17 protein-coding genes and 2 pseudogenes are annotated in these 17,453 nt (G+C 61.5%); 12 read left to right on the top strand and 7 right to left on the bottom strand.

Annotated elements, in window-relative coordinates; all coding sequences use genetic code 11:
* The first annotated feature begins 41 nt into the window (after positions 1 to 41).
* From bchC to dxs, 12 genes and pseudogenes are all read left to right on the top strand, one after another.
* Positions 42 to 984, top strand: a pseudogene (bchC, locus tag ACZ1HA_RS21280) (chlorophyll synthesis pathway protein BchC).
* Positions 981 to 1,982 carry a chlorophyllide a reductase iron protein subunit X gene (locus tag ACZ1HA_RS21275; RefSeq protein WP_375227331.1) on the top strand — a complete coding sequence of 334 codons (1,002 nt, stop codon included), beginning with the start codon at positions 981 to 983 and terminating at the stop codon, positions 1,980 to 1,982. The pseudogene bchC and the gene ACZ1HA_RS21275 overlap by 4 nt, the downstream one beginning before the upstream one ends.
* Positions 1,969 to 2,145: a hypothetical protein gene (locus ACZ1HA_RS21270; RefSeq protein WP_375227330.1), complete on the top strand. Its 177-nt coding sequence runs from the start codon at positions 1,969 to 1,971 to the stop codon at positions 2,143 to 2,145. Before ACZ1HA_RS21275 ends, ACZ1HA_RS21270 begins: the two co-directional genes overlap by 14 nt.
* Positions 2,142 to 3,713: a chlorophyllide a reductase subunit Y gene (bchY, locus tag ACZ1HA_RS21265; protein ID WP_472715418.1), complete on the top strand. Its 1,572-nt coding sequence runs from the start codon at positions 2,142 to 2,144 to the stop codon at positions 3,711 to 3,713. Before ACZ1HA_RS21270 ends, bchY begins: the two co-directional genes overlap by 4 nt.
* Before the next feature lie 157 nt (positions 3,714 to 3,870).
* Entirely contained in the window at positions 3,871 to 5,346 is a 1,476-nt protein-coding gene (gene bchZ / locus ACZ1HA_RS21260; protein ID WP_472715417.1) for a chlorophyllide a reductase subunit Z, read from the top strand.
* Positions 5,343 to 5,597, top strand: coding sequence for a cytochrome PufQ (gene pufQ, locus ACZ1HA_RS21255; RefSeq protein ID WP_375227328.1), 255 nt, complete (start codon positions 5,343 to 5,345; stop codon positions 5,595 to 5,597). The genes bchZ and pufQ overlap by 4 nt, the downstream gene beginning before the upstream one ends.
* Positions 5,598 to 5,782: 185 nt before the next feature.
* Positions 5,783 to 5,929: a light-harvesting antenna LH1, beta subunit gene (gene pufB / locus ACZ1HA_RS21250; protein WP_375227327.1), complete on the top strand. Its 147-nt coding sequence runs from the start codon at positions 5,783 to 5,785 to the stop codon at positions 5,927 to 5,929.
* Between the two features lie 12 nt (positions 5,930 to 5,941).
* Positions 5,942 to 6,100, top strand: a complete 159-nt coding sequence (gene pufA, locus ACZ1HA_RS21245; protein ID WP_187429532.1) for a light-harvesting antenna LH1, alpha subunit — start codon at positions 5,942 to 5,944, stop codon at positions 6,098 to 6,100.
* A gap of 245 nt (positions 6,101 to 6,345) precedes the next feature.
* On the top strand, positions 6,346 to 7,194 hold the full coding sequence (gene pufL / locus ACZ1HA_RS21240) for a photosynthetic reaction center subunit L (protein ID WP_375227326.1): 849 nt from the start codon (positions 6,346 to 6,348) through the stop codon (positions 7,192 to 7,194).
* A 2-nt stretch (positions 7,195 to 7,196) separates the two neighbouring features.
* Positions 7,197 to 8,192, top strand: a complete 996-nt coding sequence (gene pufM / locus ACZ1HA_RS21235) for a photosynthetic reaction center subunit M (protein WP_472715416.1) — start codon at positions 7,197 to 7,199, stop codon at positions 8,190 to 8,192.
* A 2-nt stretch (positions 8,193 to 8,194) separates the two neighbouring features.
* Positions 8,195 to 9,310, top strand: a complete 1,116-nt coding sequence (pufC, locus tag ACZ1HA_RS21230) for a photosynthetic reaction center cytochrome PufC (RefSeq protein WP_375227324.1) — start codon at positions 8,195 to 8,197, stop codon at positions 9,308 to 9,310.
* Between the two features lie 219 nt (positions 9,311 to 9,529).
* Positions 9,530 to 11,467 carry a 1-deoxy-D-xylulose-5-phosphate synthase gene (gene dxs / locus ACZ1HA_RS21225; RefSeq protein ID WP_436399620.1) on the top strand — a complete coding sequence of 646 codons (1,938 nt, stop codon included), beginning with the start codon at positions 9,530 to 9,532 and terminating at the stop codon, positions 11,465 to 11,467.
* On the opposite strand, the gene ACZ1HA_RS21220 is transcribed toward dxs, so the two are convergent.
* The 7 genes and pseudogenes from ACZ1HA_RS21220 to ACZ1HA_RS21190 all read right to left on the bottom strand — a co-directional run bounded on the left by ACZ1HA_RS21220 (position 11,464) and on the right by ACZ1HA_RS21190 (position 17,439).
* Complete coding sequence (locus tag ACZ1HA_RS21220) at positions 11,464 to 12,465, bottom strand: P1 family peptidase (RefSeq protein WP_472715415.1); 1,002 nt, start codon at positions 12,463 to 12,465, stop codon at positions 11,464 to 11,466. The two genes, dxs and ACZ1HA_RS21220, sit on opposite strands and share 4 nt — an antisense overlap.
* Positions 12,466 to 12,474: 9 nt before the next feature.
* Positions 12,475 to 12,826: pseudogene (locus ACZ1HA_RS21215) on the bottom strand (cupin domain-containing protein).
* Complete coding sequence (locus ACZ1HA_RS21210) at positions 12,823 to 13,569, bottom strand: SDR family oxidoreductase (RefSeq protein ID WP_472715414.1); 747 nt, start codon at positions 13,567 to 13,569, stop codon at positions 12,823 to 12,825. Before ACZ1HA_RS21210 ends, ACZ1HA_RS21215 begins: the two are co-directional and overlap by 4 nt.
* Entirely contained in the window at positions 13,553 to 14,083 is a 531-nt protein-coding gene (locus ACZ1HA_RS21205) for a GNAT family N-acetyltransferase (RefSeq protein ID WP_375227320.1), read from the bottom strand. Before ACZ1HA_RS21205 ends, ACZ1HA_RS21210 begins: the two co-directional genes overlap by 17 nt.
* Complete coding sequence (locus ACZ1HA_RS21200) at positions 14,076 to 15,683, bottom strand: ABC transporter ATP-binding protein (protein ID WP_472715413.1); 1,608 nt, start codon at positions 15,681 to 15,683, stop codon at positions 14,076 to 14,078. Before ACZ1HA_RS21200 ends, ACZ1HA_RS21205 begins: the two co-directional genes overlap by 8 nt.
* Positions 15,680 to 16,495: an ABC transporter permease gene (locus tag ACZ1HA_RS21195; protein ID WP_472715412.1), complete on the bottom strand. Its 816-nt coding sequence runs from the start codon at positions 16,493 to 16,495 to the stop codon at positions 15,680 to 15,682. The genes ACZ1HA_RS21200 and ACZ1HA_RS21195 overlap by 4 nt, the downstream gene beginning before the upstream one ends.
* Positions 16,492 to 17,439, bottom strand: a complete 948-nt coding sequence (locus ACZ1HA_RS21190) for an ABC transporter permease (protein WP_472715440.1) — start codon at positions 17,437 to 17,439, stop codon at positions 16,492 to 16,494. Before ACZ1HA_RS21190 ends, ACZ1HA_RS21195 begins: the two co-directional genes overlap by 4 nt.
* Positions 17,440 to 17,453 lie beyond the last annotated feature (14 nt).

Below are 17,453 nucleotides of genomic sequence, written 5' to 3'. Positions count from 1 at the left end.
GATCCAGTTCAGTTCCCACGAAAGAGACGATGGAGAGAACATTGGAAACCACCGCCGTTCTGCTGAAGGGTCCGCGTGATCTGGATGTCGACAGCCTGGCGCTGACGGCGCCCGGAGCGGATGATCTGGTGGTTGATATCTCCCACTCCGGAATTTCCACAGGTACCGAAAAACTCTTCTGGTCAGGGCAGATGCCGCCTTTTCCGGGCATGGGCTATCCGCTGGTGCCCGGTTACGAAGCCGTTGGTGAGGTCGTCGAGGCGTCGCCTGCGTCCGGCTATCGCGCTGGCGACCGGGTCTTTGTGCCGGGGGCAAACTGCTATGACGGTGCCTTCGGGCTTTTCGGTGGTGCCGCGGCCCGCGTAGTGACCGCGCCGGACCGGGTTACGCGAATCGATCTCGACGCTTGGCCCGGCAGGGGCGCTGCTGGCGCTGGCGGCGACGGCGCGCCATTCGATGGCGGGGCTGAACAAATCCGTGCCGGACCTGATTGTGGGCCACGGCGTGCTGGGACGTTTGCTGGCCCGGCTGACAATTGCAGCAGGTGCTCCGGCGCCGATGGTCTGGGAAACCGACCCTGACCGCCGCAGTGGTGCGGAGGGCTATGAGGTCATCGACCCGTCCGAAGATCCGCGGCGCGATTACATGTCCGTCTACGATGCCTCCGGCAGTGTCGGTGTGCTGAATGAACTGGTCGCCCGGATGGGCAAGGGTGGCGAGATCGTGCTCGCAGGCTTTTACACCGACCCGATCAGTTTCGCATTCCCGCCAGCCTTCATGAAAGAGGCGCGCTTCCGCGTCGCCGCCGAATGGACGCATGACGATCTCGCCGCAACGCGCGCGCTGGTCGAGGCCGGGCTGCTGAGCCTTGACGGGCTGATCACGCATACCAGCCGCGCGGCGGATGCGCCCGCGGCCTATGAGCGGGCGTTCTCTGATCCGTCCTGCCTCAAAATGATACTGAACTGGAAGGATGTGGCATGAAGGACGAAGTTCCGAACCTCAAGGATTACGATGCCCGTCTGAAGGACGAAGCGGGTGAGGCGACACTGGAAGTGCCGCAGTCCGAGCCCACGTCCAAAACGCAGATCATCGCGATCTATGGCAAGGGCGGGATCGGCAAGTCTTTCACGCTGGCCAATCTCAGCCACATGATGGCCGAACAGGGCAAGCGTGTGCTGCTCATTGGCTGTGATCCGAAGTCGGACACCACGAGCCTGCTGTTCGGTGGTAAGGCATGCCCGACGATCATCGAGACCTCGACCCGCAAGAAGCTGGCGGGCGAGGAGGTGAAGATCGGAGACGTCTGTTTCAAGCGCGGCGGCGTATTTGCGATGGAACTCGGCGGCCCGGAGGTCGGGCGCGGCTGCGGCGGGCGCGGCATCATCCATGGGTTTGAGCTGCTTGAAAAACTCGGGTTCCACGACTGGGATTTCGACTACGTTCTGCTCGATTTCCTGGGCGACGTGGTCTGCGGTGGCTTTGGTCTGCCGATTGCGCGGGACATGGCGCAGAAGGTCATCCTGGTCGCGTCAAACGATCTGCAGTCGCTTTATGTCGCGAACAACGTCTGCTCGGCGGTGGAGTATTTCCGCAAGCTGGGTGGCAACGTAGGCGTGGCGGGTCTGGTCATCAACAAGGATGACGGCACCGGCGAAGCAGCGGCCTTTGCTGAAGCGGTGGATATTCCGATCCTCGCCTCCATCCCGGCGGACGAGGACCTGCGCCGGAAATCCGCCAACTATCAGATTGTCGGATCGATGGAGACCCAGTGGGGCCCGCTCTTTGCAGAGCTGGGTGTGAATGTCGCCGAAGCCCCGCCAATGCGCCCTGCGCCGCTGGATCAGGACGGGCTGCTGGGGCTGTTCGATGCGTCCGAGACCGGCGGCGATGTCGTGCTGGAGCCGGCATCAGACGAAGATATGCGCGGCAAGAATGCTGCACCGAAACCATCGCTGGAAGTGGTCTATGACGAAGCCTGAGATCTTCTGGGCCTGCGAGGAAACAGCGGCGCGCAGCCGCTGGCTGGGTCAGCGTGCGATTGAGTGCGTTGAGCAGGGACAGGAGACTCTGGAGCAGTCCAAACAGCTTTTGCTGGAAATCAGCAGAATGGGCTCGCCAAAACAGAGAGACACCGACAAGTGAAATCTGAAGTCACATATGACGATGCGTCCGAAGTTGAGGTGATCAGGGGTCATCCGCACGGTGACGTCTCGCGGGTGACATCCGGGGCGCCTGCGGATGCAATGGGCTGTCATTCGGGAGAGGACATGGCCGAGGCGGCACGTGCAGCCGGCCAGTCCGAACTGCTGGACAAATTCCGCGAGGACTACCCGCTGGGTCCGCATGACAAGCCGCAGTCTATGTGTCCTGCTTTCGGTTCCCTGCGTGTCGGTCTTCGTATGAAGCGGGTCGCAACGATCCTGAGCGGCTCTGCCTGTTGTGTCTATGGTCTGACCTTTGTGTCGCATTTCTACGGCGCGCGGCGGTCGGTCGGATATGTGCCGTTCAACTCTGAGAGCCTCGTTACCGGCAAGCTCTATGAAGACATCCGGGATTCCGTGCATGAGCTGGCTGATCCGGACCGGTACGATGCCATTGTCGTGACGAACCTGTGTGTGCCGACGGCCAGCGGTGTGCCGCTGCGTCTGCTGCCCGAAGAGATCAACGGCGTACGGATTGTCGGAATAGACGTGCCTGGTTTTGGTGTTCCGACACATGCCGAAGCCAAGGATGTGCTGGCCGGTGCCATGCTGAAGTATGCCCGGGCAGAAGTTGAAGCGGGTCCTGTTGCAGCACCTGTTGGCGGGAAATCTACGCGGCCGACCGTGGCGTTGCTGGGCGAAATGTTCCCTGCGGATCCGATGATGATCGGGCAGATGCTGGCACCGATGGGTCTGGCTGCGGGTCCGGTGATGCCGTGCCGCGAATGGCGGGAACTTTATGCCGCGCTCGATTGTTCGGTCGTGGCGGCGATCCACCCGTTCTATGTCGATACCGTGCGGGAGTTCCGCGCGGCCGGACGCCCGGTGGTGGGCTCCGCACCTGTTGGCTATGACGGGACAGCCGCATGGCTGAAGGCAATTGGCGAGACATATGGTGTCCCCGCCGAGGCGATCGCGGCGGCACAGAATGCCGTGTTGCCCGCCATTCAGGGAGCGCTTGCTGCGACCCCGATTGACGGCACAATCACATTGTCGGGCTACGAGGGATCGGAGCTTCTGGTGGCACGCCTGCTGATCGAAAGTGGCGCGAAGGTGCCGTATGTCGGCACGGCCTGTGCGAAATCCGAATGGTCCGCAGAGGATGCGGCCTGGCTGGAGGCCAAAGGTGTACAGGTGAAATACCGTGCATCGCTGGAAGATGACTGTGCGGCGATGGAAGCGGTGAAACCCGACCTGGCCATTGGCACGACACCAGTGGTGCAGAAGGCCAAGGAGCTGGGTGTTCCGGGGCTTTATTTCACCAACCTGATTTCGGCAAGGCCGCTGATGGGTGTGGCGGGCGCGGGTTCACTGGCAACTGTGATCAATGCGGCCATCGCAAACAAAGGCCGTATGGACCGCATGAAGGCGTTCTTCGAGGACGTCGGCCACGCGGATACCGCGGGTGTCTGGGAGGGTGATCCAAACCTGCGTCCGGACTTCCGCGCGCAGCATCAGAAGAAGCTGGACAAGCAGAAGCGGGCGGCGGAAGCCGCGAGGATGGTTTAAGTGCGGGTTTATGAACATAAACCCGCACAGCGCGAGGCAGCGTTGCGCAAAGCGCATTGGGTTCGCGCCCGGTTGGAACAGGACCGGGGGCTCTGCCCCCGCGCTGCGCGCTCCCCCGGGATATTTCGGGCCAGAAGAAGCAGGGAGGGTTCTGCTGATGCTGGTGACAGATCATGATCGTGCGGGCGGTTACTGGGGGGCTGTCTATGCCTTCTGTGCCGTGAAAGGTCTGCAGGTGGTGATTGATGGGCCCGTGGGTTGCGAGAACCTGCCGGTGACTTCGGTCCTGCATTATACGGATGCTTTGCCTCCGCATGAGTTGCCGATTGTGGTGACCGGTCTGGGCGAAGGCGAGATGGGTGCGGGCACCGAAGAGAGCATGAAGCGTGCCTGGGATACGCTGGACCCGGCGCTGCCGGCTGTGGTGGTCACCGGATCGATCGCCGAGATGATCGGCGGTGGCGTAACACCGCAGGGCACGAACATTCAGAGATTCCTGCCGCGCACCATTGATGAGGATCAGTGGGAAGCGGCGGATCGGGCGATGACCTGGATCTTTACCGAATTCGGTATGACCAAAGGCCGGATGCCGCCCGAAAAGAAACGCGGGGAAGGTGCGCGTCCCCGCGTTAACATCCTCGGTCCGATGTATGGCACGTTCAACATGCCATCTGATCTGGCCGAGATCCGCAGGCTGGTCGAGGGGATCGGCTGCGAGGTCAACATGGTGATGCCACTGGGCGCGCATGTGGCCGAAATGAGAGATCTGGTGAATGCGGATGTGAATATCTGCATGTACCGCGAGTTCGGGCGTGGACTATGCGAGCTTCTTGCCAAGCCGTATCTCCAGGCTCCGATAGGGGTCGAGAGTACCACGAAGTTCCTGCGCGCACTGGGGAACCTTGTGGGCCTCGACCCCGAACCTTTTATCACTCGTGAGAAGCATTCCACGATCAAACCCGTGTGGGATCTGTGGCGGTCAGTTACGCAGGACTTCTTTGCCACCGCGAATTTCGCTGTTGTCGCAAACGAGACCTATGCGCGCGGCATCCGGCTGTTTCTGGAGGATGACATGGGTCTGCCCTGTGCCTTTGCCGTCGCGCGGGTGGCCGGGAAGAAGACAAACAATGAAGAAGTGCGGGCCCTGATGGGGCAGAAACGACCCCTGATTGTGATGGGGTCGATCAACGAGAAAATGTATCTGGCAGAGCTGAAGGGCGGGCATGGACCCAGTCCTGCGTTCATCCCTGCGAGTTTCCCGGGGGCGGCGATCCGGCGGCATACCGGTACCCCGTTTATGGGCTATGCGGGTGCGACCTATCTGGTTCAGGAAATCTGCAACGGGCTCTTTGATGCGCTGTTCCACATTCTGCCGCTTGGCACGGAAATGGACGCGACGGACGCCACGCTGACGCCGCTGAGACGCGATTTCCCTCGGGATCCGGACGCGCAGGCCATGCTCGACCGGATTGTGGAAACCCACCCAATTCTGACACGTATTTCGGCCGCCAAGTCATTGCGCGATGCGGCTGAGGCGGCGGCACTTGCCGCCGGAGACGAACGCGTGGTGCTCGACACCGTGCGCGCGCTGGACCCGGCATCTGCCGGCATTGATCTGGAGGATCGGACATGAGTGATATGACATCGGACATGATGGACACCACAGGGGCATCTGATGCGCCGCGTGAGACCACGCGCCGACGGCACGGTCTCGAATTCAATGTCTATTTCGCGATCATCTTTCTTGCGACCCTCCCGCTGGCGACGCTGACCTGGGCGCTGGCCGCGATCCGGTCCCGCAGTTTCACCGAAAAAGGCCCCATGGCACGCGCCTGGACCCAGGCACAGATCATCACACCGATGATCTTTTCGGCCGGCCTGTGAACTTTTTTCCGCACATAAGCGCAGGCCCCGCCTGTGGTGCGACCCGAATTCCTGGTGTGTGTGCGCCTGCCGGGAACATGGACTGGAGATCCGGCAACGGAGCTCCAGAGACCCTGAGGGGGCGACCCCCAAAGGACCCGGCCGCGGGGTGCGCGGCGTCAGCATAACGTTCCGGAGGAATTTTTATGGCTGATAACAACCTGTCTTTCACAGGTCTAACCGACGAGCAGGCGCAAGAATTGCACGCTGTCTATATGAGCGGGCTCTGGCTGTTTTCAGCCGTAGCCGTTGTCGCTCACCTGGCAGTGTTCATCTGGCGTCCGTGGTTTTAAGGGGAACAGGAAATGGCAAAGTTCTATAAGATCTGGCTCATCTTCGATCCGCGTCGTGTGTTTGTTGCACAGGGCGTTTTCCTCTTCCTGCTGGCAGCGATGATCCACCTCGTCCTGCTGAGCACGGAACACTTCAACTGGTTCGAACTGGCAGCACAGTCTGCTCAGTAACGGCAGCTTCCGGCAAGGGACTGTCTGAACCGGTGCGCAAGTACCTGGAGAATGCTGCGGGCGGACACATGTGCGCCGCCCGCCCGCGGCGAACTGAACACTGACGCAATAATACGACGGCCTCCGCCTGACAGTGGACCGGCGTGTGCCCCGGAACTGATCCGGGCCTCTGTCCCCGAAGGGGCAGGGCGCTGCACACCGGCCCCGGCAACACAAGGCGCGCCGCACACACGCGGAGAATGAAGATGGCACTGCTCAGCTTCGAAAGAAAATATCGCGTCCGCGGAGGGACGCTGATCGGCGGCGATCTGTTCGACTTCTGGGTGGGCCCTTTTTATGTGGGCTTTTTCGGGGTCACGACGGCGTTTTTTGCCCTGCTGGGCACCATCCTGATCTTCTGGGGCGCGTCACAGCAGGGGACGTTCAATCCCTGGCTCATAAACATTGCGCCTCCCGATCTGAGCTATGGTCTGGGGCTGGCACCGCTGATGGAAGGCGGTCTGTGGCAGATCATCACGATCTGTGCCACCGGCGCATTCATCAGCTGGGCGCTGCGCGAGGTTGAGATCTGCCGCAAGCTGGGCATGGGGTATCACGTGCCTTTCGGTTTTGCCTTTGCGATCCTGGCCTATGTCACGCTGGTGATCTTCCGGCCGTTGCTGATGGGCGCCTGGGGGCATGGCTTTCCCTACGGCATTTTCAGCCACCTCGACTGGGTCAGCAACACCGGCTACGCCTATCTGCATTTCCATTATAACCCGGCGCATATGCTGGCGGTCACGCTGTTCTTTACGACGACCCTGGCACTGGCACTGCATGGTGGTCTGATCCTGTCGGCCTGTAACCCGGAAAAGGGCGAAGAGGCCAAGACGCCGGATCACGAGGATACGTTCTTCCGTGACTTCATCGGCTATTCGGTTGGCACACTTGGTATCCACCGCGTGGGCTACCTGCTGGCCATCAATGCGGTGTTCTTCTCGGCGGTCTGTATCATCATCTCCGGTCCCGTCTGGACAGCCGGCTGGCCCGAATGGTGGAACTGGTGGCTTGATCTTCCGATCTGGGGTGAACCCATCGCAGCAGGAGGGATGTGATCATGAAGTTCCCCGACTATCAGAATATCTTCACGCAGGTGCAGGTCCAGAGCAAGCCCGAGATGGGCATGGACGACCAGGGCAACAACATGATGGAGGAGCGGACAGGTAAACCCTTCTTCAGCACCTTTGTCGGCCTCTTCGGAAATGCGCAGATCGGCCCCTATTACGTGGGCTGGACCACGCTGGTGGCCTTTGCCACGGGCATCGCCTGGTTTGTGATCGTGGGCTTCAATATGCTGGCGCAGGTCGGCTACTCGATCCCGCAGTTCATCCGGCAGCTTTTCTGGCTGGCGCTGGAACCGCCCAGCCCGGAATACGGTCTGTCGATGCCGCCGCTGGACGAAGGTGGCTGGTACATCATCGCCAGTTTCTTTCTGCTGGTGTCGGTGATGACCTGGCTCCTGCGGGCCTACCTGCTCGCGCAGCAGCACAAGATGGGCAAGCACATCTTCTGGGGCTATGCCGCAGCTGTTTGGCTGTTCCTTGTTCTGGGTCTTTTCCGCCCCGTTCTGATGGGCTCCTGGTCAGAGGCCGTGCCTTACGGCATCTTCCCGCACCTTGACTGGACCACGGCGTTCTCGATCCGGTATGGCAACCTCTACTACAACCCGTTCCACTGCCTGAGCATCGTGTTCCTTTATGGCTCTGTGCTGCTCTTCTGTATGCACGGCGGGACCATTCTGGCGGTCACGCGATATGGCGGCGACCGTGAGCTGGAGCAGATTTACGATCGCGGAACGGCGACCGAACGCGCGGCTCTCTTCTGGCGCTGGACCATGGGCTTCAACGCCACAATGGAAGGCATTCACCGCTGGGCCTGGTGGTTTGCGGTGCTGACCCCGATTACCGGCGGCATCGGCATTCTGCTGACCGGCACGGTCGTCGACAACTGGTTCATCTGGGCGCAGGAACACAACTTTGCACCCATGTATGACGGCTCCTACGGATATGCCGACTACGGCTCCTACGAAGCCTTTATCGGGAAGGAGAACTGATCATGCTGCCCAAGTGGTTTGACAAATGGAATGCGGACAACCCGACCAATGTCTTTGGTCCCGCGATCCTTCTCGGTGTGCTCGGCGGTGCTGTTTTCGCGGCTGTCATGGTGATCAACTTCGGCAATCCCGCGCAGACGGCCAGCCTGCAGACCGGCCCGCGTGGTACTGGCATGTCGGTGCCTGAGTTCAACGTGGCGCGGCTGGCCGCGGACCCGACGATCGAGGATTACTACACCGAAGAGCCTTATGTCCCCGAAGGTGGCGAGGATCTGGCAAAGGACATTTACGAAAATGTCCAGGTACTCGGGGATCTGACAGAGGACAACTTCAACCGGGTCATGGCGGCCATGACGCAATGGGTCGCTCCGGAGGAAGGCTGTGCCTACTGCCATGGTGACGTGGATCTGGAGGAATACGGCAATGACGACCTGTACACAAAGGTAGTGTCGCGCCGGATGATCCAGATGACGCAGAACATCAACGAGAACTGGTCCGGACACGTGAATGCGGTCGGTGAGGTTGGTGTGAACTGCTACACCTGTCACCGTGGCGAGAATGTACCGTCGGAAATCTGGTTCAACATCAACCCGGTCAACGAGGCCGCGGGTGGCTGGGCAAGTGTCCAGAACCGCGCAACATCGCTGAGCCAGTCCACCTCGCTGCCCTCAAACGCGCTGGAAGTGTATCTGACCGACTATGAAGCGGTGAACGTGCACGATCTGGAAAGCCGTGTTGAGGGTGTGCCCAACGACGAGGATGTGGCCTCGATCCAGAAGGCCGAACAGACCTATTCGCTGATGAACTATTTCTCGAACAGTCTCGGCGTGAACTGTGTGTTCTGTCACAACAGCCGGGCGTTCTATGACCCCGACCAGGTGACACCGCAGTGGTCCACGGCCCTGCTGGGACGTCAGATGGTGATTGAGCTGAACCAGGAATATCTGATCCCGCTTGAAACCGAATACCCGCCTGAACGCCTTGGCCCGATCTATGCTGATGCGCCCAAGGCGGCCTGTAAAACCTGTCACAAAGGCTATCAGCGTCCGCTTCAGGGGATGAATGTGATCGCCGACTGGCCCGAGCTCGCGACCAGCGAGGCGCCGGTTTACGAATGAGCGACGGGGCGGCCCCTCCCGGCCCGCCCCCGCTTCAGCCAGGCACGGACCAGAGGCTTCCCTGGTCCCTGCACGGGGTCTCAACACCCCGGTTCCCTTCCTGTTGGCTACAGGAACCTGGGGTCGCAGCGGCTTTGACCGATGCGACCCCTTTTTTCAGAACGGCGGGAAACCGGCCCCGGCAAAGGCCGCCCGCTGCTCAGCGAAGGAGATGTGCGCATGACGACCCATGAAACCCCCACGCTGGATCGCGTTGCAGGCCCCGCAGACCTGCGGAACATGAGCGGCCGAGAACTGAAATCTGTCGCGGATGAGCTGCGCAGCGAAGTTGTCGCCGCTGTCAGCCGCACGGGAGGGCATCTGGGTTCCTCGCTGGGCGTGGTTGAGCTGAGTGTGGCGATCCATGCGGTATTTGACACCCCGCGCGACAAGCTGATCTGGGATGTGGGGCACCAGTGTTATCCGCACAAAATCCTGACCGGGCGGCGCGACCGGATGCACACACTGCGGCAGGGGGGCGGGATCAGCGGTTTTACCAAGCGCAGCGAATCTGACTACGACCCGTTTGGCGCTGCCCATTCGAGCACGTCGATCTCGGCGGCTCTGGGTTTTACGGTCGGGCGCGACATGGGTCAGCCGACCGGTGATGCGGTTGCCGTGATCGGGGATGGCTCGATCAGTGCGGGCATGGCCTATGAGGCGCTCAACAATGCCGGTGCGGAGGGGCGCCGCATGTTCGTGATCCTGAATGATAACGAGATGAGCATTGCCCCGCCCGTGGGCGCGATGTCCTCCTATCTGTCCAGCCTGTCCGATCTGAGTCGTGTGGGTCCGTTCGGGGGGCTGGTCGCGATGGCCGAGGGCATGGAGCAGCTGGCACCAAAACCGGTGCGCGAAGGCGCCCGCCGGGCACGCGAGCTGGTCACCGGTCTGGAAAGCCGGGGCACCTTCTTTGAGGAGCTCGGGTTCGACTACATCGGCCCGATTGACGGCCATGACATGGGTCAGCTGCTGAGCGTGCTGCGTGCCGCCAAGGCGCGTGCCACGGGGCCTGTGCTGATCCACTGCTGCACGGTCAAGGGCAAGGGGTATGCGCCGGCGGAAGGCTCTGCAGACAAATACCATGGGGTCAGCAAATTTGATGTGGGCACCGGGGTGCAGTCCAAAGCGCGCGCGAATGCGCCTTCTTATACGGCGGTCTTCGGCGACACGCTGACCGAGGAGGCCGCGCGCGACCCGTCCGTAGTTGCGGTCACGGCGGCGATGCCGGGCGGGACCGGCGTGGACCGGATGGCCAAACGGTTTCCTGCGCGTGTTTTTGATGTCGGTATCGCGGAACAGCATGGCGTGACCTTTGCTGCCGGTATGGCAGCCGCTGGGCTCAAACCCTTCTGCGCCATTTACTCGACGTTCCTGCAGCGCGGATATGATCAGGTTGTGCATGATGTGGCACTTCAGGGCCTGCCGGTGCGTTTTGCCATCGACCGCGCGGGGCTGGTGGGGGCCGATGGGGCGACCCACGCCGGCGCTTTTGACATCGGATACCTGGGTGCGCTGCCTGGCATGGTGGTCATGGCCGCCGCTGATGAGGCCGAGCTGAAACACATGGTGGCGACTGCTGTTGCCTATAACGAGGGGCCCATTGCCTTCCGCTATCCGCGCGGCAATGGCACAGGTGCTGAAATGCCTGAGCGGGGCAGGGTGATTGAAATCGGCAAGGGCCGCATGATCCGCGAAGGTACCGGCGATGTTGCCCTGCTGTCGCTCGGGACACATCTGACGGAATGTGAGGCTGCGGCCACCGAACTGGAAGCAAGCGGGATCAGCGTCACAATTGCGGATGCGCGGTTTGCCAAGCCGCTGGACATGGAGCTGATCGCCCGCCTCGCGCAGTCGCATGACGCGCTGATCACCGTAGAACAGGGCGCGATGGGCGGCTTTGGCGCCATGGTGCTGCAGGCGATGGCGGCGCAAGGGTTGCTGGATCACGGTTGTCGCGTGCGGACACTGTGCCTGCCGGACCGTTTCATTGACCAGGCCTCACCGGCGGAAATGTACCGCGATGCTGGTCTTGATGCGCAGGGGATCACACAGAGTGTTCTGCGCACGCTGGGCAAAGATGCGAAAGTGATCGATCTGAACAGCCAGCGCGGCTAGCTGTTTTTCTCGCGCCAGCAGGGCAGCAGATCACCGGGTGCAGGACTTGCTTCGCTGATCGCGCGCGCGATGGCGCGTGTCAGGCACAGGGATGCGGCATGACCGATCTGTGCAAGATCACGCGTAGGTTCCGCCAGCTGTCTGTTGCCTGTTGAGACAGCAAAGACGAGATCCCCGTCCGAGGGTGTGTGCGCCGGGACGACCGCGCGTCCGATGCCGTCGTGCGCCGCAATCGCAACGCGTTCACAGCCGGCTTTGTGCAGGGCTGCGTCCGTGGCAACGATCGCAATCGTCGTGTTGGCGTGTTCCTGGAAAGCCGCCAGTTTCAGGCCCGGCAGATCCCGTCCCAGACCGCTGCGCGTATCCGGACCCAGGCCGCCGAACTCCTGCCCGATCTCGAAGGGGGCTGCGTAAAAGTGGCGCTCGCCCGGCGTTGTCACAGAGCCCATCGGGTTCGCGGCCACCAGTGCGCCAACAGTGATACCGTTGTCCAGAACCAGCGAGGCAGACCCCAGACCTCCCTTCAGGACCGCAGTCGTGGCACCGGTTCCGGCCCCTTCGGACCCCAATGCGAAATCGGGCGATGCAGCATCAAAGGCGCGCCGCCCAAGGTCCGGGTAGGGATTGTCCTGCCAGTCCTTGTCGCCACCGTTCAGCAGATCAAAGAGAATGGCACCGGGCACAATCGGCACCCGCGCCGGGCCGACGGAGAATCCGCGCCCCACTGCGCGCAGACCGCTGACCACGCCCTGACAGGCATCGAGGCCAAAGGCGGAGCCGCCGGACAGAACCAGCGCGTCGATCTCCGCAACGGATTTGTCCGGTGCGAGCAGATCGGTTTCGCGTGTTCCCGGTGCGCCGCCCATCACATGTACCGATGCACAGAAAGGCGACCCGGCAGTCAGAACCGTAACACCGGACTTCAGGCCGTCATCCCGGGCGTTGCCGACCAGCAAGCCCGGTACATCTGTGATCAGGTTGCGTGTCCCCGGTTGCATCCCGGCGCCTCAGATACGCGGTTTGGCGGTGGCAGTAGCCACATCACCGGTGTTGGGTTCGCCCACTGGGTTCGATCAGCAGCACTTTGCATTCCTGCGCCGCGCGGGGCCGGTGCGTGACGCCTTTCGGCACGATAAACAGTTCGCCGGCTTTGATTTCATGGGTGCTGTCTTCGAGATCCATGACCATCTCACCCTCAAGTACCAGAAAGAAATCATCCGTGTTTTCATGCAGATGAAATGGAAACTCACCCTGAAACCGCACGACCATGACCTCGTTGTCATTGTAATCGGCGATCACATGCGGGTCCCAGTGGCTGGTAAAAAGGTTGATTTTTTCCTGAAGGTTGATCGTCTTCATATGCAGCGTCCTCCGTCTACTTCGAGTGCCGCGCCCGTGATCATGGATGCTTCGTCTGAGCACAGGAAACAGGCGGTGTTGCCCATGTCCTCAGGCGTTGAAAACCGTCCGATGGGTATCGTAGCCAGAAACTTTGAGCGCATTTCGGGCGTATCCTCACCCATGAACGATTTGAGCAGTGGTGTTTCGCCCGCTACAGGGCAGAGTGCGTTCACCCGCACACCATCGGGGGCCAGCTCCACCGCCATGGTTTTGGTCGCGGTGATCATCCAGCCTTTTGAGGCGTTGTACCAGTTCAGCTTTGGGCGGGGTGACAGGCCCGCCGTGGACGCGATGTTCAGAATGGCACCCTTCCGGCGGTTTTTCATGTGAGGCACAAGGGCACGGGCCGTCAGGTAGACGGATTTCATGTTCACGGCAGTGACCCGGTCAAAATCCTCTTCGCTGATATCTTCAAGCGGGCCGGGCAGGTGTGTCACCCCGGCATTGTTGACCAGAATGTCCACATGTCCCCAGGCCTTCAGCGCGGTTTCCGTCATTGCCGCCACAGATGCGCCATCGGCCACGTCCGCTCCGCAGGCAATGGCCTGTCCCCCTATGTCATCGGCCAGCTGCCCCGCCGCTGTGGCGTTGACATCGGCGATCATGACCTGCGCCCCCTCGGCGATGAATTTACGCACAATGCCGGCACCAAAGCCGGATGCCCCGCCTGTGACGATTGCTGTTTTATCTGTCAGTCGCATGATCAAACTCTCCTGTATCAACGCGGCAGGACAGCACCAGCCTGTTGTGCCCGTCACTGTCCGGGGTGGCCGGTGCCAGCCGGTGCAGGTCAAATCCCTCGCGGGCCCAGAACATTTTGCCGCGTATGTTGGCATCCAGAACAGCAAGTTTCAGCGCCTGACGTCCTGCTGCTGCGGCGCGTGCCTTGGTCTGGTCGATCGCTTTCTTGCCGATGCCACGCCCGCGGTAGGCGGGGTCCAGCAGCACCAGCCCCAGCCACCAGTCTTCGGGGAACTCATAGCCGTCAGCGATGCAGATGATCCCGGCAATGGCATCGCCTTCCATCACGGCAAAGTGGATCAGACATTCCGGTCCAAGATCAGGAGGCGTTGCCTCAAAAAACTGGCGGACGTATTCCTCGTCCGGGGCGTGGCCGATTTCCAGAATGACGTAGTCGCGGGCACGCTCGGCAAGATCCATGACATCGTCAAAGTTGTCTTCGGCGCTGATGGTCTTCAGGGTAATCTCAGACACGGAATCCACCTTCTGCTGCGGGCTGGTTCAGTACCGGTGCCGCTGCAAGCAGTTCCTGTGTACAGGAGTGGGAAGGGTTACTGAATACTGTTTCTGTCGGCCCCTGTTCGACGATTTCGCCGGCCTGCATCACCAGAACCCGGTCGGTCACTGTGCGCACCACACTCAGATCATGCGAGATGAACAGCCAGGTCAGGTGATATGCGCGGCAGAGGTCTGCCAGCAGATCGAGGATCCGCGCGCGGATGGAGACATCGAGGGCGGATACGGCCTCGTCAAAGATGATCAGGTCCGGCCGCAGGATCAGCGCACGCGCGATGGCGATCCGCTGGCGCTGGCCGCCGGAAAATTCATGGATGTACCGCTCCCCATCCTCTGGATTGAGGCCCACATCTGTCAGAGCAGCCGCTACGGCGTCCTGTTTCTGTGTGCCGCTCAATGGTGTCTCAAGCAGAAAACAGGGTTCTGTGATCAGCCGCCCCACGGTGTGGCGTGGGTTGAAGCTGCCGAACGGGTCCTGAAACACCACCTGCAGGCGACGGCGGACGGCGCGGTCAGGCCGTCCATCGGTGAAAACGGGCTGGCCATCCAGCATAATCTGTCCGGTGTCGACCCGGTCCAGACCGAGGATCGCGCGTGTCAGTGTGGATTTGCCGCAACCGCTCTCGCCAACCAGTCCCACACGTTCGCCACGGCGGATGCTGAGGCTCACATTCCGCACCGCCCGGGTCGGGGCTGCCCTCGCAAACAGACCCTGCCGCGCGCCCGGATAACTCCGCGAGACCTTGTCAAGCTCCAGAAGGGGCGGGCCGGGGTCTGTCTCCGGCAGGCTGACACTGTGGGTCGAGGCTGAGAGCAGCATTTGTGTGTAAGGGTGGCGGCGTTGCGCGAGCAATTCTGCCGTTGGCGCTGTTTCCACGACCTGCCCATCCTTCATGACCGCGATGCGGTCTGCCATCTGCGACACGACGGCCAGGTCATGGGTGATCATGATCATGCTGGTGCCGGTTTCGCGCACAAGACCGCGCAGCAGGTCGAGGATCTGCGCCTGTGTCGTCACATCCAGCGCGGTGGTCGGTTCATCGGCAATCAGCAGCCTGGGTTTCATCGCAATGGCGATGGCAATCACCACGCGTTGCCGCTGCCCGCCCGAAAGCTCATGCGGGTACCGGCTCAGCGGGAAGCGGTCCTGCGACAGACCGACCCGTTCCAGCAGGTCAGCCGCCCGCCGCATTGCGTCCGTGGTGCCGGTCCCGTCATGCAGGCGAATGCTTTCTGCCACCTGCGCGCCGATGGTCTGCACCGGGTTCAGGGCCGTCATCGGTTCCTGAAAGACCATGCCGATGTCACGTCCGCGCAGGGCACAAAGGTCGGGCTCGCTCATATCTGTCAGTCCGGCACCGTCCAGCATGATCTGCCCTGAGGCTGTGGCACCCTGTGGGAGCAGCTGCATCACCGCAAGGGCCGTCATGGATTTGCCGGACCCGCTTTCTCCGGTCAGGGCTAGAATTTCGCCGGGGTCAACACGGAGCGAGATACTGTCGAGAACACTCGTGTCCCCGATCCGCACGGTGAGATCGTCGATCCGCAGAAGGCTCACGTGCGCAGCCTCCTGAGCCTTGGGTCAAGCTGATCGCGCAGCCCGTCGCCTGCGAGGTTCAGCCCGAGGACAATCAGGATAATCGCCACGCCGGGTGCGATGGCCAGATGCGGTGCCAGGGTCACAAGGGTCTGGGCATCGGCCAGCATCCGTCCCAGTGATGGGGTAGGGGGCTGAACACCAAGGCCCACAAATGAGAGCGCCGCCTCGACCTGTATGCCGAGCGCAAACTGAATAGTGCCCTGAACGATCAGCATATTGGTTACGTTCGGTAGGATGTGTTCAACCGAGATGCGCGCCGTGCTTTTGCCTGCGACGCGCGCGGCCAGGATGAATTCGCGCTCCCAGAGCGGCAGGGCCGCGCCCCGGGTGACACGCGCAAAGACCGGAATATTGAAGACCCCGAATGCGACAATGGCATTGACTGCTGAGGGGCCGAAAACGGCGGTGATCAGAATGGCCATGACCAGCAGCGGAAAGGCAAAGACGATGTCATTGCCGCGCATGATGAATTCATCCAGCCAGCTGCCCCGGCGCGCGGCGGCTGCCAGACCCAGCGGGACACCGAGGCTCAGCCCGATGGCCAGTGCCAGCAGCGCCACCGCCACCGAAGTACGCGCGCCCACCATCACCATGCTGAGAATGTCGCGGCCTAGATGATCCGTTCCCAGCAGATGTACCCCACCCGGGCGCTGCAGTTTTTCCGGAATATTCAGAACGGTGTGATCGAACGGCGTCCATACCAGCGACAAAAGGGCCAGCAGGATAAAAAACCCTGACAGGGCGAGGCCGAGCATCAGCTGACGGTTCATGTGCGCTGCCTCAGCCGGGGATCGACGGCCGCATAGGCCAGATCGACCAGAAAGTTGATCATGATCACGGCAAAAACCACCAGCATGACCACGCTTTCGACAACGATCAGATCCCGTGCAGAGATCGACTGGAAAATCAGGCGACCCAGACCGGGCAGGTAAAAAACCTGTTCGATGATAATCGTTCCGGCGAACAGAAAGGAGAACTGCAGACCGATGATCGTCAGCACGGGGATAAAGGCGTTGCGCAACCCGTGGCGCCAGACCGTCTGGCGGCGGCTGAGACCTTTGGCGCGGGCAGTGCGCATGAAATCTTCGCCCATGACTTCGAGTAGGGACGACCGCATGACACGTGTCAGGATGGCAGCCTGGGGCAGGGCGAGCGCGATGGCAGGCAGTGTCAGCGCATGGACCGCGCCGCCGAAACCCTTGTCCCAGCCCGGGAAGCCCCCGGCCGGAAACCACCGCCACTGGATGGCGAATACCAGCACCAGCATCATGGCAAACCAGAAATTCGGAACAGCAACCCCAAGCTGCGTTGCCCCCATCACACCGGTATCCGCCGCCTGTCCGCGCCGGGTGGCGGCGAAAACGCCCGCGGGGATTGCGATGATGGTGGCAAGCACAAGCGCATAAAGCGCAAGAGGCAGGGACACGCCAATGCGGTCTGCCACCATCTGCGATACAGGCGTACGGTAGGTGTAGGAGGTGCCGAAATCTCCGGTTATCATCCCGCCGGTCCAGGCAAAATACCGTTCCACTTTTGTCGCATCCAGACCCAGTTCGCTGCGCAGCGCGGCCAGTGTTTCAGGCTGTGCGTTGATGCCCAGCATAAAGGAAGCGGGATCGCCGGGGGCTATTTCGATCACGGTAAAGATGATCAGCGACGCCACCGCGAGGCTCAGGATCAGCGATCCGGTGCGTTTGATGAAATAGCGCAGCATTGCCGACAGGTTAG

This window comes from Roseobacter sp. S87, assembly GCF_055693285.1.
The sequence above is the reverse complement of the archived record's forward strand: the minus strand, read 5'-3'. Positions and strand labels throughout refer to the sequence as shown.

Bases quoted from the DNA above. Each gene is read 5' to 3' on its own strand.
- ACZ1HA_RS21210 (WP_472715414.1), bottom strand. From the start codon at position 13,569: ATGCGACTGACAGATAAAACAGCAATCGTCACAGGCGGGGCATCCGGC.
- pufA (WP_187429532.1), top strand. From the start codon at position 5,942: ATGGCAAAGTTCTATAAGATCTGGCTCATCTTCGATCCGCGTCGTGTG.
- pufL (WP_375227326.1), top strand. From the start codon at position 6,346: ATGGCACTGCTCAGCTTCGAAAGAAAATATCGCGTCCGCGGAGGGACG.
- pufB (WP_375227327.1), top strand. From the start codon at position 5,783: ATGGCTGATAACAACCTGTCTTTCACAGGTCTAACCGACGAGCAGGCG.
- ACZ1HA_RS21275 (WP_375227331.1), top strand. From the start codon at position 981: ATGAAGGACGAAGTTCCGAACCTCAAGGATTACGATGCCCGTCTGAAG.
- ACZ1HA_RS21270 (WP_375227330.1), top strand. From the start codon at position 1,969: ATGACGAAGCCTGAGATCTTCTGGGCCTGCGAGGAAACAGCGGCGCGC.
- pufM (WP_472715416.1), top strand. From the start codon at position 7,197: ATGAAGTTCCCCGACTATCAGAATATCTTCACGCAGGTGCAGGTCCAG.
- bchZ (WP_472715417.1), top strand. From the start codon at position 3,871: ATGCTGGTGACAGATCATGATCGTGCGGGCGGTTACTGGGGGGCTGTC.
- ACZ1HA_RS21195 (WP_472715412.1), bottom strand. From the start codon at position 16,495: ATGAACCGTCAGCTGATGCTCGGCCTCGCCCTGTCAGGGTTTTTTATC.
- ACZ1HA_RS21220 (WP_472715415.1), bottom strand. From the start codon at position 12,465: ATGCAACCGGGGACACGCAACCTGATCACAGATGTACCGGGCTTGCTG.
- pufC (WP_375227324.1), top strand. From the start codon at position 8,195: ATGCTGCCCAAGTGGTTTGACAAATGGAATGCGGACAACCCGACCAAT.
- dxs (WP_436399620.1), top strand. From the start codon at position 9,530: ATGACGACCCATGAAACCCCCACGCTGGATCGCGTTGCAGGCCCCGCA.
- ACZ1HA_RS21190 (WP_472715440.1), bottom strand. From the start codon at position 17,439: ATGCTGCGCTATTTCATCAAACGCACCGGATCGCTGATCCTGAGCCTC.
- pufQ (WP_375227328.1), top strand. From the start codon at position 5,343: ATGAGTGATATGACATCGGACATGATGGACACCACAGGGGCATCTGAT.